Origin of the sequence: Gottfriedia solisilvae (genome assembly GCF_002128405.1) — a bacterium.
GTDB classification, from domain to species: Bacteria; Bacillota; Bacilli; order Bacillales; family Bacillaceae_G; genus Gottfriedia; species Gottfriedia solisilvae.
On the sequence record NZ_NETJ01000003.1, the window covers coordinates 597,300 to 611,307 of the forward strand.

Annotated in this window: 15 protein-coding genes; 9 read left to right on the forward strand and 6 right to left on the reverse strand. The window is 31.8% G+C overall.

From position 1 onward, the window contains the following. The first annotated feature begins 192 nt into the window (after window positions 1–192). Genes CAB05_RS12010 through CAB05_RS12025 form a run of 4 tightly spaced genes read left to right on the forward strand, consistent with a single transcriptional unit; the run spans window position 193 to window position 2,997 of the window. Window positions 193–741: an RNA polymerase sigma factor gene (locus CAB05_RS12010; protein ID WP_088000069.1), complete on the forward strand. Its 549-nt coding sequence runs from the start codon at window positions 193–195 to the stop codon at window positions 739–741. Next, the gene (locus CAB05_RS12015) at window positions 738–1,211 is read left to right on the forward strand and encodes an anti-sigma factor family protein (protein WP_088000070.1); all 474 of its coding nucleotides are present in this window, start codon (window positions 738–740) and stop codon (window positions 1,209–1,211) included. The genes CAB05_RS12010 and CAB05_RS12015 overlap by 4 nt, the downstream gene beginning before the upstream one ends. After that, window positions 1,211–1,672 (forward strand): hypothetical protein, encoded by a 462-nt coding sequence (locus CAB05_RS12020; RefSeq protein WP_088000071.1) that lies wholly within the window; start codon window positions 1,211–1,213, stop codon window positions 1,670–1,672. The genes CAB05_RS12015 and CAB05_RS12020 overlap by 1 nt, the downstream gene beginning before the upstream one ends. Continuing rightward, a complete protein-coding gene (locus tag CAB05_RS12025) occupies window positions 1,669–2,997 on the forward strand; it encodes a DUF4097 family beta strand repeat-containing protein (protein WP_088000072.1) in 1,329 nt (442 codons plus the stop codon). Before CAB05_RS12020 ends, CAB05_RS12025 begins: the two co-directional genes overlap by 4 nt. 83 nt (window positions 2,998–3,080) lie before the next feature. Here CAB05_RS12025 and CAB05_RS12030 read toward each other — a convergent pair whose 3' ends face one another. From CAB05_RS12030 to CAB05_RS12040, 3 genes are read right to left on the reverse strand one after another with little or no spacing between them, the layout of a single operon-like run. Then, complete coding sequence (locus CAB05_RS12030) at window positions 3,081–4,007, reverse strand: metal ABC transporter substrate-binding protein (protein WP_088000073.1); 927 nt, start codon at window positions 4,005–4,007, stop codon at window positions 3,081–3,083. 20 nt (window positions 4,008–4,027) lie between these two features. Beyond that, window positions 4,028–4,903, reverse strand: coding sequence for a metal ABC transporter permease (locus CAB05_RS12035; protein WP_088000074.1), 876 nt, complete (start codon window positions 4,901–4,903; stop codon window positions 4,028–4,030). Continuing rightward, the gene (locus CAB05_RS12040) at window positions 4,900–5,649 is read right to left on the reverse strand and encodes a metal ABC transporter ATP-binding protein (protein WP_088000075.1); all 750 of its coding nucleotides are present in this window, start codon (window positions 5,647–5,649) and stop codon (window positions 4,900–4,902) included. The genes CAB05_RS12035 and CAB05_RS12040 overlap by 4 nt, the downstream gene beginning before the upstream one ends. 496 nt (window positions 5,650–6,145) lie before the next feature. Between CAB05_RS12040 and CAB05_RS12045 the strand changes: the two genes are divergently transcribed. Beyond that, window positions 6,146–6,718 carry a GNAT family N-acetyltransferase gene (locus CAB05_RS12045; protein ID WP_088000076.1) on the forward strand — a complete coding sequence of 191 codons (573 nt, stop codon included), beginning with the start codon at window positions 6,146–6,148 and terminating at the stop codon, window positions 6,716–6,718. A 15-nt stretch (window positions 6,719–6,733) separates the two neighbouring features. Here the strand turns inward: CAB05_RS12045 and CAB05_RS12050 are convergent, their stop codons facing one another. From CAB05_RS12050 to CAB05_RS12060, 3 genes are all read right to left on the reverse strand, one after another. Further along, window positions 6,734–7,399, reverse strand: coding sequence for a YwrJ family protein (locus tag CAB05_RS12050; protein WP_088000077.1), 666 nt, complete (start codon window positions 7,397–7,399; stop codon window positions 6,734–6,736). Window positions 7,400–7,434: 35 nt separating this feature from the next. Further along, window positions 7,435–8,793: an arsenic transporter gene (locus CAB05_RS12055; protein WP_088000078.1), complete on the reverse strand. Its 1,359-nt coding sequence runs from the start codon at window positions 8,791–8,793 to the stop codon at window positions 7,435–7,437. A 265-nt stretch (window positions 8,794–9,058) separates the two neighbouring features. After that, window positions 9,059–9,391 carry a DUF1904 family protein gene (locus tag CAB05_RS12060; RefSeq protein ID WP_088000079.1) on the reverse strand — a complete coding sequence of 111 codons (333 nt, stop codon included), beginning with the start codon at window positions 9,389–9,391 and terminating at the stop codon, window positions 9,059–9,061. Between the two features lie 855 nt (window positions 9,392–10,246). On the opposite strand from CAB05_RS12060, the gene qoxA reads away from it, so the two are divergent. From qoxA to qoxD, 4 genes are read left to right on the forward strand one after another with little or no spacing between them, the layout of a single operon-like run. Continuing rightward, the gene (gene qoxA, locus CAB05_RS12065) at window positions 10,247–11,158 is read left to right on the forward strand and encodes a cytochrome aa3 quinol oxidase subunit II (protein WP_088000080.1); all 912 of its coding nucleotides are present in this window, start codon (window positions 10,247–10,249) and stop codon (window positions 11,156–11,158) included. Further along, window positions 11,158–13,125 (forward strand): cytochrome aa3 quinol oxidase subunit I, encoded by a 1,968-nt coding sequence (qoxB, locus tag CAB05_RS12070; RefSeq protein WP_088000081.1) that lies wholly within the window; start codon window positions 11,158–11,160, stop codon window positions 13,123–13,125. Before qoxA ends, qoxB begins: the two co-directional genes overlap by 1 nt. Then, window positions 13,103–13,693: a cytochrome (ubi)quinol oxidase subunit III gene (locus CAB05_RS12075; RefSeq protein WP_088000082.1), complete on the forward strand. Its 591-nt coding sequence runs from the start codon at window positions 13,103–13,105 to the stop codon at window positions 13,691–13,693. Before qoxB ends, CAB05_RS12075 begins: the two co-directional genes overlap by 23 nt. Continuing rightward, window positions 13,690–13,971, forward strand: coding sequence for a cytochrome aa3 quinol oxidase subunit IV (gene qoxD / locus CAB05_RS12080; RefSeq protein ID WP_088000083.1), 282 nt, complete (start codon window positions 13,690–13,692; stop codon window positions 13,969–13,971). Before CAB05_RS12075 ends, qoxD begins: the two co-directional genes overlap by 4 nt. Window positions 13,972–14,008 lie beyond the last annotated feature (37 nt).

Here is a 14,008-nt window from a genome sequence, read left to right on the forward strand (position 1 = left end):
ATTTAAATCACTTGTAAAATCTATTTTGAATTGTTCCATTCAAAATAGATTTTTCTTTTTTTATCGAATAAAACTCTATTTATCAAGCATTACTAAAGCAATCTCAAAAAAATAAAAAAAATTATCTTTTTTTGCAGGGTTTAATAAAAATGCTTCGTCTAATGTTATGAAGAGGAAAAGAGGTGATACAAAGTGGAGTCAGATGAGCAATTGGTAGATAGTATTTTAAACGGTAATCAACAACATTTTAGAGAACTAATTTTAAAGTACCAGTCTCGTGTGTTAGCAGTTGCCCTAAAAGTTACAAATAATCAAAAAGACGCAGAAGATATCTCGCAAGAAGTCTTTCTTCAATTGTATCGATCTCTTGGAAACTTTAACGGAGACTCTAGTTTTTCAACTTGGATTTATCGAATAACGATGAACAAAGCGATTGATTATAAACGAAAACAAGATAGGCAACTCGAACAAGAACCAGAAGATGTTATTTCATCATTACCTGAAATGAATCGTTTATCGCCAGAAGAAGCGTTATTAAAAAATCTAGATAAAGAACTAATTCATTCATATTTAATAGAATTGCCACCAGCTTATCGAGATGTATTAAAGTTATATTATTTTGACGAACTTTCATATAGTGAAATCTCAATGAAATTAAATGTTGCAGTGAAAACAGTTGAATCTCGTTTGTATCGAGCCAAACGTTTAATAAAAGACAAGCATAGAGGAGGGATCATTTGAAACACTTAACGACTGAACAACTTATTTCTTATCAATTAAAGGAGTTATCAAATAAAGAATCTCAACTTCTTGAACAGCATTTAGAAAGCTGCTCTGCATGTCAAAATGAATTAATCCTACTTGGCGAGCTTCATGAAGATTGGATGAACCCTACAAATTTAGAACTTTCAGATGAGATGTTTGAAGAGATTATGATGAAAACAGAAGAAATGAATAAAGAAGTAATAAAATCAGAGCAACATTCAAAGCTACATCATAAAAAGCGTTCGAATTCAAAATTAGTACGACTAGTTCATTTATCTCTTGCTGCAGCGGCAACGTTTTTATTTTTCCATTTTCAATTAGAAAAACAAATTACTAAGTCTAATCAACAAGTAGTTCAAACGATCGAACAAACTTCTAATTTATTAGAAAAAAGCGAAAAAGTGAATTTCACCATACCAAAAATTTGGAAAGGAATGAGTAAATAATGGAAGAAAGAACTTTAAAAAAACGTAAAATGGGGGTTTATATTTTATCCTTTTTACCTGGTCTAGGGCATTTTTATTTAGGACTAATGCAACGTGGATTGCAATTCATGCTACTTTTATTTTGCGCTATTTTTATGACACATATGGTTGAGATGTTTGCATTCTTTATTCCAATTATTGTGTTTTATAGTTATTTTGATGCGCTTCAATATCATAGTAAATACCGTGAAAATGAAGAACTAATTGATGAGCCTGTATTTAAACAAAATTTAATAAGAGTAAATAAAGCTGTAATCGCATGGATCTTTATCGGTTTTGGAGGTCTATCATTATTAGAAAACTCAGCAGATTATTTACAACTTAGTATAGATTTTAATATTCTATATAAAATCATTGTTAGCGCAGTATTTGTCATTATTGGGATTCGAATTTTAATTGGAAAACCTAAGGAGGAAGTATGAAGAACTGGAAAGTTGGCTCTATAACGGCTGGAGTCCTATTAATAGCAATTGGGATACTTTATTTTCTTCAGAATTTTATTTCTCTTCCATATACAAAACTACTACTTAATGCATGGCCAATTGCTTGTATTTTATTAGGCATCGAGATATTAGTCTTCCATTTAATTAGAAAGGAGGATTCACTTAGATTTAGTTGGTTTAGTATCATATTATTAATTTGCGTTATGTTTGCTTCAATTGCATTTAATTTTGGTCATATAGCAATAAAGCAATTAGGAATAAATTTAAAATCAACAACTGTTGATATAAATGAAGAACAAAACATTCCAAATGATATAAATGAAATCATCATAGACGCACCTGATGGAAAAGTGAATGTTCTTGGTACAAATTCACAAGCTTTAAAAGTAAATGGTAGTATGAGAATTCCAACTGACAATAAAAAGGATCAGAATGGTCAGCTTGAAGATTACTTCTCTATTAAAAAGCTTGGTAACAAATTATATGTAAAATGTGAAGAAGACAAGTATTCATTCATAACATTTCATGATTCAGAAGCTAAATTAAACATAGAATTACCAAAAGACATTAGTACAAAGATAAACGTTGATAATGGTTCTATTGATTTACAAAATAAATCAAATAAAACAGAAGTAGAAATTGATGATGGCGAAATGAAACTAGAAGACGTTTCTGGTTACTTAATTGCGAATGCAAATAATGGATCAATTTCAATACGAAATGTGGAGTTAAGTGATAACAGTAAGATAACAGCAGATGATGGTGCTGTTGATATTGAAAACATTAAAGGAAAATTAGATGTAAAAGTTGCAAATGGATCAATCACAGTAAATAAAGCAAATGTAACAGAAGAGAGTCAAGTTACGACAGAGGATGGTAATATTTCAATAATGAATATTGTTGGATCAATCGACATGACCTCAAGTCAAGGTACAATCAAGCTTAGTCAAGCAAACTTAAAGGATCGTAGTAAGATTACAACAGAGGACGGAAATTTAGATATAGACGATTTTATTGGTGAGCTTTATGCGCAAACAAGTAATGGTTCAATTACAATTGATGAAGCTAATTTAATAGGTAATAGTCAGATTACTTCAGAAGATGGTAATATTCAATTGAATATGAGAAAACAGCAGGATGTTACAATAAAGGCTGAAAAAGAAGATGGTTCATTTGAAGGGAACATAGGTTGGAAATCAAACAAAAATGAAGAAGAAAATCGAAAACAAACAATTATTTTAGGCGAAGGTACGAATCAATTATTTATAAAAACATCAAATGGAAATATTATTGTTAATAAATGATAGATTATAAGGTTTAAGATTCATAATATAGATAATAAATAAAAATAAAAATAAAACCCAAGCATTTAGCTTGGGTTTTATTTTTATTTGTTTAAAGCATCAATAATTGTTTTTGTATTCCATTCCATCATTTTATAATAAGTGTCGCCTTCCTCACCAGGTTTACCTAAAGAATCAGTAAAAACTGTACCTACGATTGGCGCACCAGTTTCTCTAGATACGGTTTCCATACTTCTTGGATCAACACTTGTTTCAACAAATAATACAGGTACTTTTTTAGTATTGATTAAATCCACTACATTTTTTATTTGGCTTGGTGTACCTTGACCTTCAGAGTTAATCTCCCAAATATATCCTGATTGTAAATTGTATGCTTTACTAAAATATTTGAATGCACCTTCACTAGTAATGAGGAATCTTTTTTCCTCTGGAATTTTACTTAATGCTGTAATCGTTTCAGCATGAAGCTTTTCAAGCTTAGCAATATATTCATCTGCATTTGTTTGATAATAGTCTTTATTCTTCGGATCCTCTTTTATTAAACCATCACGTATATTTTTAGCATAGATGATTCCATTTTGAATATCTAGCCATGCATGTGGATCAGTTTCACCTTCAAGTCCATTTGATTCTAAGTAAATGGGTGTTACGTTTTTACTAACCATGTAAACTGGTGAGTTCTTATCAGATTTATTTGAGCTTTTTAATAGTTTTTTAAACCATGAATTGCCTTCCTCTAAGTTTAACCCATTATAAAATACGATATCTGCATCAGTTGTTTTCATTAAATCCTTTGGAAGTGGATCATATTCATGAGGATTTGAACCAACTGGCGCTAAACTATGAATCTCAACCTTGTCTCCACCTATATTTTTGACAATGTCATAAATAATTGAATAAGTAGTCACAACTTGTAGTTTTTTCTTATCATTATTTGAATCCTTTGAGCAAGCAGTAAATGCTAGAAGGAAAATAAGAAGTAGTGGTAATAATATTTTTTTAAATTTCAAGAATGATTCCTCCTTTGTGATTACTTATCCATCGATAAATTTGTTTTATTTTTCCTTGCTTTCATTAGCTTCCAAATTAATCCTTGAGAAGGAGAGAAGAAGAATGCCATTGCAAATAAAAATGCTGCTACAAGTACAATTGTTGCTCCAGATGCTAAATTGTAAGTAAAACTAAAGTAAAGGCCAATGACCGAACAAATTACACCGATTGAAGCCGATAAGTAAATCATGACCCATAGACGGTTTGTTAATAAATAGGCGGTCGCAGCTGGTGTAATTAACATCGCAACGACTAAGATGATTCCTACTGTTTGAAGTGATGCAACTGTAACCAGTGTTAGAAGCACCATTAAACCATATTGAATCAATTTAATCGGTAGCCCATAACTTTGAGCCATAGTTGGATCAAATGTAGATACAAGTAATTCCTTATAAAATAAGTAGACCAGACTAACGACAACGATTCCAATGCAGATTGTAATCCACATATCAGATGAACGAACCGATAATACATTACCAAATAAAATGTGATACAGGTCTGCACTACTCTTCATAAAAGTGACTAGTATAATTCCCACTGCAAACACGGAAGTAAACATAATACCAATTGCCATATCATGTTTTATGCGACTATTTTGACTAACAAATCCAATTCCAATCGCTGTAAGTAAACCAGTTGCAACGGCTCCGATAAAGAAGTTAAATCCTAGCATATAAGAAATTGCTACGCCCGGTAATACCGCATGAGAAATTGCATCTCCAATTAATGCCATCCCTCGTAGGACGATAAAACATCCAATTACTCCACAAATAATCCCTACAATAACTGATGTGAGTAGAGCCTTTTGTAAGAAATCATATTGCATGATGGCTTCTATAAAATGTAATACACTCATGATAAACTTACCTTTGCCCTTTCTTTAACATAAAAAGTTTGATTAGAATATGCTTTTGAAATGACTTCTGGATCAAGTACTTCATTTACAGTTCCATATTCTACAAGACTACGATTTAGTAATAATAAATCATCAAAATACTTTTCTGCTTTACTTAAATCATGGTGCACGACAATTATCGTTTTCCCTGAATTTCTAAGTTCTTTTAAGATTTTGATAATTGTTTCTTCACTAGTCACATCAATACCAACAAATGGTTCATCTAAAAATAAGATGTCAGTATTTTGTACTAATGCTCTCGCTAAGAATACTCGTTGCTGTTGACCACCTGAGAGCTCACCAATTTGACGATTTTTAAAATTTTCCATTCCAACTTTTCTTAAACATTCAACAGCCCAATCTTTATCTTCTTTTTTTGGTTTCTTAAAAAATCCTAGATTAGGATAAGTGCCTAATAAAACAACATCTAATACTGTTATTGGAAAATCCCAATCTATATCGCTTCTTTGTGGAACATAAGCAACAAATTTTCTGAAATTGCGAATCGACTGTCCAAAAATGTTAATAACTCCAGTGTCTCTAGGAATTAATTCAAGAATCGCTTTCATTAATGTGGATTTACCAGCACCATTTGGACCGATAATCCCTACTAATTTTCCTTTTTCAACTTCAAAGGAAACATTTTGAATAACTTGATTTCCTTGGTAGGAAACGTAAAGGTCTTTTATTACTAATGCTTTAATCAATATTAAATCCCCCTTTTTTTTACCTCGTCTATCTATTTTGCACTGGTGCAACTTTTTAAGTAAAAAAATTTGTCCTCTTAAAATTGTTGATGATAAGAAAAATATATTCGGTTAAATAAAAAACATGCGTAAAAAGTTGCGTTAAGGAAACTTTTTTATGTTTAATGAAATTTTAATTGTTCTGTATGACTTTGTAAAGCAAATAAACTCATATTTAATTAAAATTTTTAGTTTAATAGTTTATTTCATGATTTGGTAACTTTATTTTAGCTTGAATCAAGTAAGGCTCATCTATTACAATTTACATAATTAGAAAATTTAAAATTATATAAAACTAATCATTTTTTAATCTATAAAGAATCTTATGAAAATCGGATAGAAAATGTGCTAAAAGATTTTTTAAAACTAACTATCAGTGGCTTGTACTAGTATTAGATTTTCTACATAATGTTGTGTTTAATAAGTGACTGAATTAAAAATAAAGGAGAACGAATATTTGTATAAAGATAATAATCTTATCATTCGGCCGATTATAGAAGAAGATTTAAAGAGGCTTTGGGAATTAATGTATAAAGAAAAATCACCCGAATGGAAAAAGTGGGACGCACCATATTTCGAGCATAAGGCAAAAACATTTAATGAATATTATTCAAAAAGATCTGAAGAGCTGAATCAAGACGCGAAATGGGCTATTCTAATAGATGGGAAAGTAATTGGTACTGTAAGTTATTATTGGGAGCATAAACCTTCAAATTGGCTCGAAATGGGAATAGGTATTTATGATTCGGATTATTGGAGTGGCGGAGTAGGAACAAGAGCACTTCGACTATGGATCAATCACTTATTTGATACAATGCCCCTCGTTAGAGTAGGGTATACGACGTGGTCTGGTAATCATCGAATGATAAAAGTCGGAGAAAAACTAGGAATGACCTTAGAAGCAAGATTAAGAAAATGTAGGTATTATGATGGGAAATACTATGATTCTATTCGAATGGGAATTTTAAGAGAAGAGTGGGAAGAATTTATTAAAAATGAATCACAAAGAAAGAGTCAACTCAATGGTTGACTCTTTTTAGTTATTTTAAGGCAAGTGTACCGATTTTATATGGGAAAGTTTCAAGTGGATAATCTCACCACTAGCTACAAAAAGTGTGACGATATTATTTTCGACTTTATTTACGAGACCAATCTTCATTGGATCACTCCCACCATCAAATACGACAAGTTTCCCTTCTTCTTTTCTAAGCTGGTTTTCAAAAGAACGATGTAATGAAGTATGTGAAGGATTAACAGGTAGACTTTCATTTGTGAGATTATATGGAATGACTCTATGATTATATGGTGTGATCCATTTTAAATGGGAGAGGGAAATATACATTGTTTTAAACACAGGTGAGTAAAAAACCAGATAATCACTCAAAACACTGATAATGTAACCATGAAAAGTAATATTTCCTGTCACATAAATTTCAGAAAAAATACCTTTAGCATTTAATAAAATCTTTCTATAGGAGATTGATTCTAATTCCTCACCAATTGAAGGCTCAATTGGATCATCAATTTTTTCTTTTAAAATTTGACTAAGATACAACATATGAACATGCATCCAAGGGATATAGTAATATTTCATACCATTAAATATCACTAATACATCTTGACCTAAATCTGTTAAAATTCCTTCGAAAATTTGGTCTCCGGATAATTTTACTGTAACTTGTTTCCCAAGTAATGTTGCTACATCACTCACTCTAATCTCCTCCTAGAGGTAAAAACGAAATTCTTTTAATGTGCGAAGATTAATTGTACCCAATAATATAATAGAAACAGTGATACAAGTGTAGTAATAGGGATAACAATTATTGTGACGCTTATATAATCCTTCCATTTTACTTTAATTTTATTTTGTTTTAGAATGTGCATCCAAATTAATGATGCAAGTGTACCAATTGGTAATAATAATGAGCCCATATCACTTCCGATAATATTAGCGAGATAAATCGTTTTTAAAGTAACTGGATCTAAGCCCATTTCAGTTAAGGTAATTGTGCCAATCATTAGCGCAGGGTGATTATTGAATAGATTTGATAAAAGTGAAACTAAGCCACCCATAATAAAGCTTGCTTGGAATAATCCCTGGTTGACTATTGGTTCACATATGCTTACTAAAAATGAAGTTAGACCGGCATTGTGCAATCCATATATGATGACATACATAGAGAAAGCAAACAGTAAAATTTGCCAAGGTGTCTTTTTTAGAATATCGATGGGGTTTGTTCGTAAGTGGTACCATCTCCAAATTAATAGTATGAGTGAACCTAGTACAGCTACTAACTCTATTGGGATTGACAGAAAGGATGCAACAAATAATAAACATCTCATCAAAAATACAAAAGCTAGTACTTTTAACATGAATTTTGTACGTTTTCTTTTTGTCTCAACCGAGATTTTGCCCTTTAATGGATGGAAATTTTTGATGAAAAATGATTCTTCGATATCATCTGTAGAAGTTGGTAGGTTAGCAGGTAATTTTTGTTTTAAGACTAGATACATTATAAAAGACATAAATAGTAAGCCTAAAGTAGCAGGTACAAACATCATTGCCGTATGCATGTAAAGAGTCATGTGTACGATTTTTAATGCGATTAAATTGACGATATTACTAACTCCGATTGGAGTACTTGAAGCTGTAGCGATTAATGCACCACTAAGAAGATAAGGAATTTGTTGATGTGGTTTTAGTCGAAGGTTCTTTAATAAAAGAATTAATATAGGAGTAGTTATTAAAATGCTTCCATCATTGTTGAATAGTAACGTCATTAAAAAACATAATAATTGAATATACCAATATAGTCTGTATCCCGAACCTTTTGCTAAGGTTGCTAATCTTGCAGCAGACCAATGAAAAAAACCGAAGCTTTCTAATATAACCGCCATAACAATAGTTGCAATGATGGTAATTGATGCTCCGCCAATTTTACTAATGATATCAAGTAGGTCATAACCAGTTACAATTCCTGTTGCTAAAATAATCAGCGCTCCAATTGTCGCAGGCCAAGCTTCATTAATTCCTTTTGGCCTCCAAAATATGACTGCCATCGTCATGATAAATACAAATGCAGTCACTACAATTTCAAAATTCATTTTTATTCACCTTTCTTTACACGGAAGTTTTGTTTTGACACCTACTTGTCCGATTAATATACTAATATTCAATTTTATCAAACTTGTACTTAGTTACTTGTCTAATTTTCTAAGATTGTATGTTTGTCCAGATAGTATAAATACCCCATAAAGATAGTTGTCTATTATGTGAAACGCCTAGAAAAGTTGTATAAAAACCCAAAAACCAGACTAGGCAGCGGGGCTAGTCTGGTTTTTGGTAATTTTATTTCAAAATAACATTTAGTTAATCAAAACATCTTTTTCCATTTACATAATAACTATCTTCTCGAAATGTAGAAAATGCTATTTCAAATTCAGGTATTTCTAATGACTGGATATATTTTGCGATGGATGTTGAAAATAGATCTCTCGTTTCTAGGCCTCTTTCAAACCATTTTACTTCAATAAAAGGGAAAGTTTCTATGACTTTACCATCGAATATTGAAGTAGAATGAAGACATTCAAGAATAAAATTATCTGTTCCACAATCACATATTTCTGCTAATTCATCTACTAATGGTTTACTAATTTGGCAAATATCTTCTACATTAAATCCTCTAAATAATAGTTGCGGCATGATCATTACTCCTTACTTGCTATAATATGGAATTAATTATAACGAAAAAAAGTAATAAAAAGCTAATGCTATAAATGAAAATTATATAAAGTACCTGTGTTGTCTCATTAATATTAATTTTTACTAGGGAGTTTGGCACATTTTTTAGTAATCAATATTTTGTAAATTGAATGATCCAAATATCAATTTCTATAAAAAAGTAGGTTAATAAAAGAAAAAATATAATTGCTATTGATAATCATTTTCAATTGTGCTATTCTAATCTCATAAAGAAGTTTTAAGTATAAGCCATTGTTTTTAAATGTTCTTGGATTGGATCCTAATTTTGGATTCAACCCTAGAGCCCCCCAAACCCTATAGAAGAGGAAAATGTGCTAGGACATCTATTTTCCTCTTCACCCTAATTGCCTGTACAAAAACGCAGATTATCTGCGTTTTTTTGTGTGTTTGTAGAATTTTTATAAAGAGATTTTGAAGAAGATAACAACCTTTGAATTATCTAAATATTATACTAATTTATTGTTTTTAAAGTTTTAAACTTTAGAATAAAAATTTAATGTGAATCTAATATTTGTCTAAAATGTGAACGTTGTGAAAAAGGTAACATAAGGGTTGAACACTTGATATATATAGGATTAAGAAGGTTTTTGATGGGTGGAAATATGTCTAAAATGTGAACACTTATTTTTTAAGTTCAAATTGCTAATTAATTGTTTGTTTTTTTATTTAAAGTATTTTACTATAACTGTGGATATTGTTTGTCATTACAGTGACAATTTATAAACATACTTAATTAGCATTCTATTTTAGAATCGTTTTTGAACTTTTACTTAATTTAGAGGAAGGAAGAATGAAATGAAAAAATTTCTAATGAGCATCATGGTTATGATGATTGCTGTCATCATGGGCGCTTGTGAAAAAATAGCCGTTCTTGACCCAAAAGGACCTGTTGCAAAAACACAAGCAGATACAATTATTTTTTCGATGTTGATGATGTTAGGGGTATTATTAGTCGTTTATATTCTATTTATTGTCATTATTAATAAATATCGTGCTAGTAAACTACCAGAAGATTATGAGCCTCCTCACGAAGAAGGAAGTAAGTGGCTTGAAATTATTTGGACAGTGATTCCGGTTGTGATCGTAACTATTTTATCAGTCGTAACGGTAAAAACGACAACAGCTGTTGAAACTGTACCAAAAGGACATGAAAATGATAAAACGCTTGTCATTTATGCTAGTTCATCAAACTGGAAATGGCACTTCTCATATCCAGAACAAGGAATTGAAACAGTTAACTATGTGAATATTCCTACAAACAGACACGTAGAATTCCGTTTATATTCTTTCGGACCAATCACTAGTTTCTGGGTTCCGCAATTAGGTGGTCAAAAATATGCAATGAGTGATATGGTTACAAAATTGAATTTTGTTGCTTCAAGTGAAGGTTCATTCATAGGGAAAAATAGTAATTTCAATGGCGAGGGCTTTGCTGGTATGGAATTTGAAGTATTAGCAATGAGCGATAATGAATTCAATAGCTGGGTTACAGATGTAAAAGAAACAGCACCTGCGCTAACAGAAAAAGAGTTTGATAAATTACTAGAAATAGAACATTTAGGTAGAAAAACATATACTTCTACTCATTTAGAATTTAGACCAGCTCCAGAAGGTGAAAATGCTGGCCATCATCATGGTTCATCAGATAGTGAAAGTGGTACACATGACCACCACGAGATGGATATGGACATGGAGGGGGATAAATAATGGGTTTCAAATGGGATCACTTTTTTGTAACAGGTGAACCAATGATTTATGGAGCAATGGTAAGTATTGTTTTAGTATCACTTGCTATTGTAATTGGTTTAACCAAATTTAAAAAATGGGGTTATTTATGGACTGAATGGTTAACAACAGTTGACCATAAGCGAATTGGTGTTATGTATATATTATGTGCACTATTAATGCTGTTCCGTGGAGGGGTTGATGCATTATTAATGCGAGCTCAACTTGCGGGTCCAGATTTAAAAATTTTAGATGCTCAACATTATAATGAGATTTTTACAACACATGGTCTTATTATGATTCTTTTTATGGCAATGCCGTTCATTATCGGTTTAATGAACATTGTTATTCCTCTTCAAATTGGGGCAAGAGACGTAGCATTTCCATATTTAAATGCAGTTAGCTTCTGGTTATTCTTTGCTGGAGCAATGTTATTAAATGTAAGTTTCATCATCGGTGGTTCACCTGATGCAGGTTGGACAGCATATTTCCCACTAGCGGGTAAAGAATTTAGCCCGGGTGTAGGGAATAACTATTATGCAATTGCACTACAAATAGCTGGTTTAGGTACATTAATGACCGGTATTAACTTTATTGTAACAATCTTAAAAATGCGTGCACCTGGTATGACATTAATGAAAATGCCGATGTTTACTTGGAGTATCTTAATTACAAACGTAATTATTTTATTTGCATTCCCAGTATTGACAGTAGCTCTTGCTTTAATGATGTTTGATCGTATGTTTGGAGCTCAGTTCTTTACAATGGCAAATGGCGGAATGGATATGCTTTGGGCGAACTTGTTCTGGATTTGGGGACATCCTGAAGTGTATATCGTAATTCTTCCTGCATTCGGTATTTATAGTGAAATTATTTCAACCTTCTCAAGAAAAAATCTATATGGTTACAAGAGTATGGTTGTTAGTATGATCGCAATCTCAGCATTAAGCTTCGTTGTATGGGTTCACCATTTCTATACAATGGGTCAAGGCGCAATGGTAAATGGTTTCTTTAGTATTACAACAATGGCAATTAGTATACCTACGGGTGTGAAAATATTTAACTGGTTGTTCACAATGAGAAAAGGTAAAATCGAGTTTACTGTTCCTATGTTATACGCATTAGCTTTTATTCCAATCTTTACGATTGGTGGGGTAACAGGCGTAATGCTTGCGATGGCAAGTGCGGATTATCAATATCATAATACGATGTTCTTAGTAGCGCATTTCCACTATGTATTAATCCCAGGTACTGTATTTGCGGTAATCGCTGGATTCTACTATTGGTTCCCAAAAGTATTTGGATTTAAATTAGATGAAAAAATCGGTAAGATTACCTTCTGGTTTATTACGATTAGCTTTAACGTTACATTCTTCCCGTTATTCATATTAGGATTAAAGGGTATGACTCGTCGTACGTTTACTTATAGTGCAGAGTCAGGTTTTGGTCCATTAAATCTTGTTGCAACAATCGGTTCAATTGGATTAGCAATCGGATTTATCTTACTTGTTTACAATATTTATTACAGTGTACGTTATGCACCAAGAGAAACAAACGGAGACCCTTGGAATGCTAGAACATTAGAATGGTCTACAAGTAGTCCAATTGCTCCTTATAATTTTGCTGTAATTCCAACAATCGATTCATTGGATCCATTCTGGAAGAGCAAAAAAGAAGGTACATCTTTACTAAAAGGTGAGATTAAAGATATTCATATGCCAAGCAATAGTGGGATACCGTTTATTTTAGGTGCTGCGTTTATGGCATTTGGTTTCTTCTTAATATTTGAATGGTGGGTACCAACAATTATCTTCTCAATTCCAATATTGATTTGCTTAATTGCTCGTTCATTCCAACGAGATCATGGATTCCACATTCATAAAGAAGAAGTAATAGAAACAGAGAAAAAATTACGAGGTGATCAATATGAAGAGCAAGCCTCTGTATAGTTTAGGTGAAGAAAGTTCTAATCGAATTTTAGGATTTTGGTTATTTCTTGGAGCAGAAATTGCTTTATTCGGTACATTATTTGCTGTTTATTTAACATTAGCAAACAATACTGGTTCTGCACCGACTCAAAAAGAATTATTTGAAATGAATGGTGTGATGATCGAAACATTCGCACTATTAACGAGTAGTTTTACAATTGGTTTAGTTGTCAATGCAATTAAACTAAACCATAAAAAAGCATTTATGAGCTTTTTAATCATTACTTTGGCTTTAGGTGCTATCTTCCTTGGTGTTGAGATAACAGAATTTTTCACTTATGTACACGAAGGAGCTACTCTTCAAAGTAGTGGGGCACTATCTAGTTTATTTGTTCTTTTAGGAACTCACGGTGCGCACGTAACGTTCGGTATGTTCTGGGGTATTGCAATTTTAATTCAGACATATCGTGAAGGAATTACAGAAACTACAGCAAATAAAACATTTATTTACTCGTTATACTGGCATTTCTTAGACGTAGTTTGGATCTTTATCTTTAGCTTTGTTTATGTGAAAGGACTGATTGGATGAGTGCACTATTTCCAAAGCAACAAGTGGTTGGCTTCATCCAATCACTTGTGCTTACGATCATTGCATTAAGCGTATATTTTTTAGACATCCCATATAGTATTTCATTGATTATTTTAATCGTAACGGCATTATTACAAGGTGGGTTACAATTGATTGTTTTCATGCATATGGGTGAGAATGAAGATAAGTCTGTATTATATCTTAATTTAGGTTATGCGATATTTGTAGCCGTAACAATCGTATTTGGTACGCTCTGGACATTGCTTTGGGGTTGGTAAATAAAGAAAAGCTCTTCTATTATAGAAGAGCTTTTTT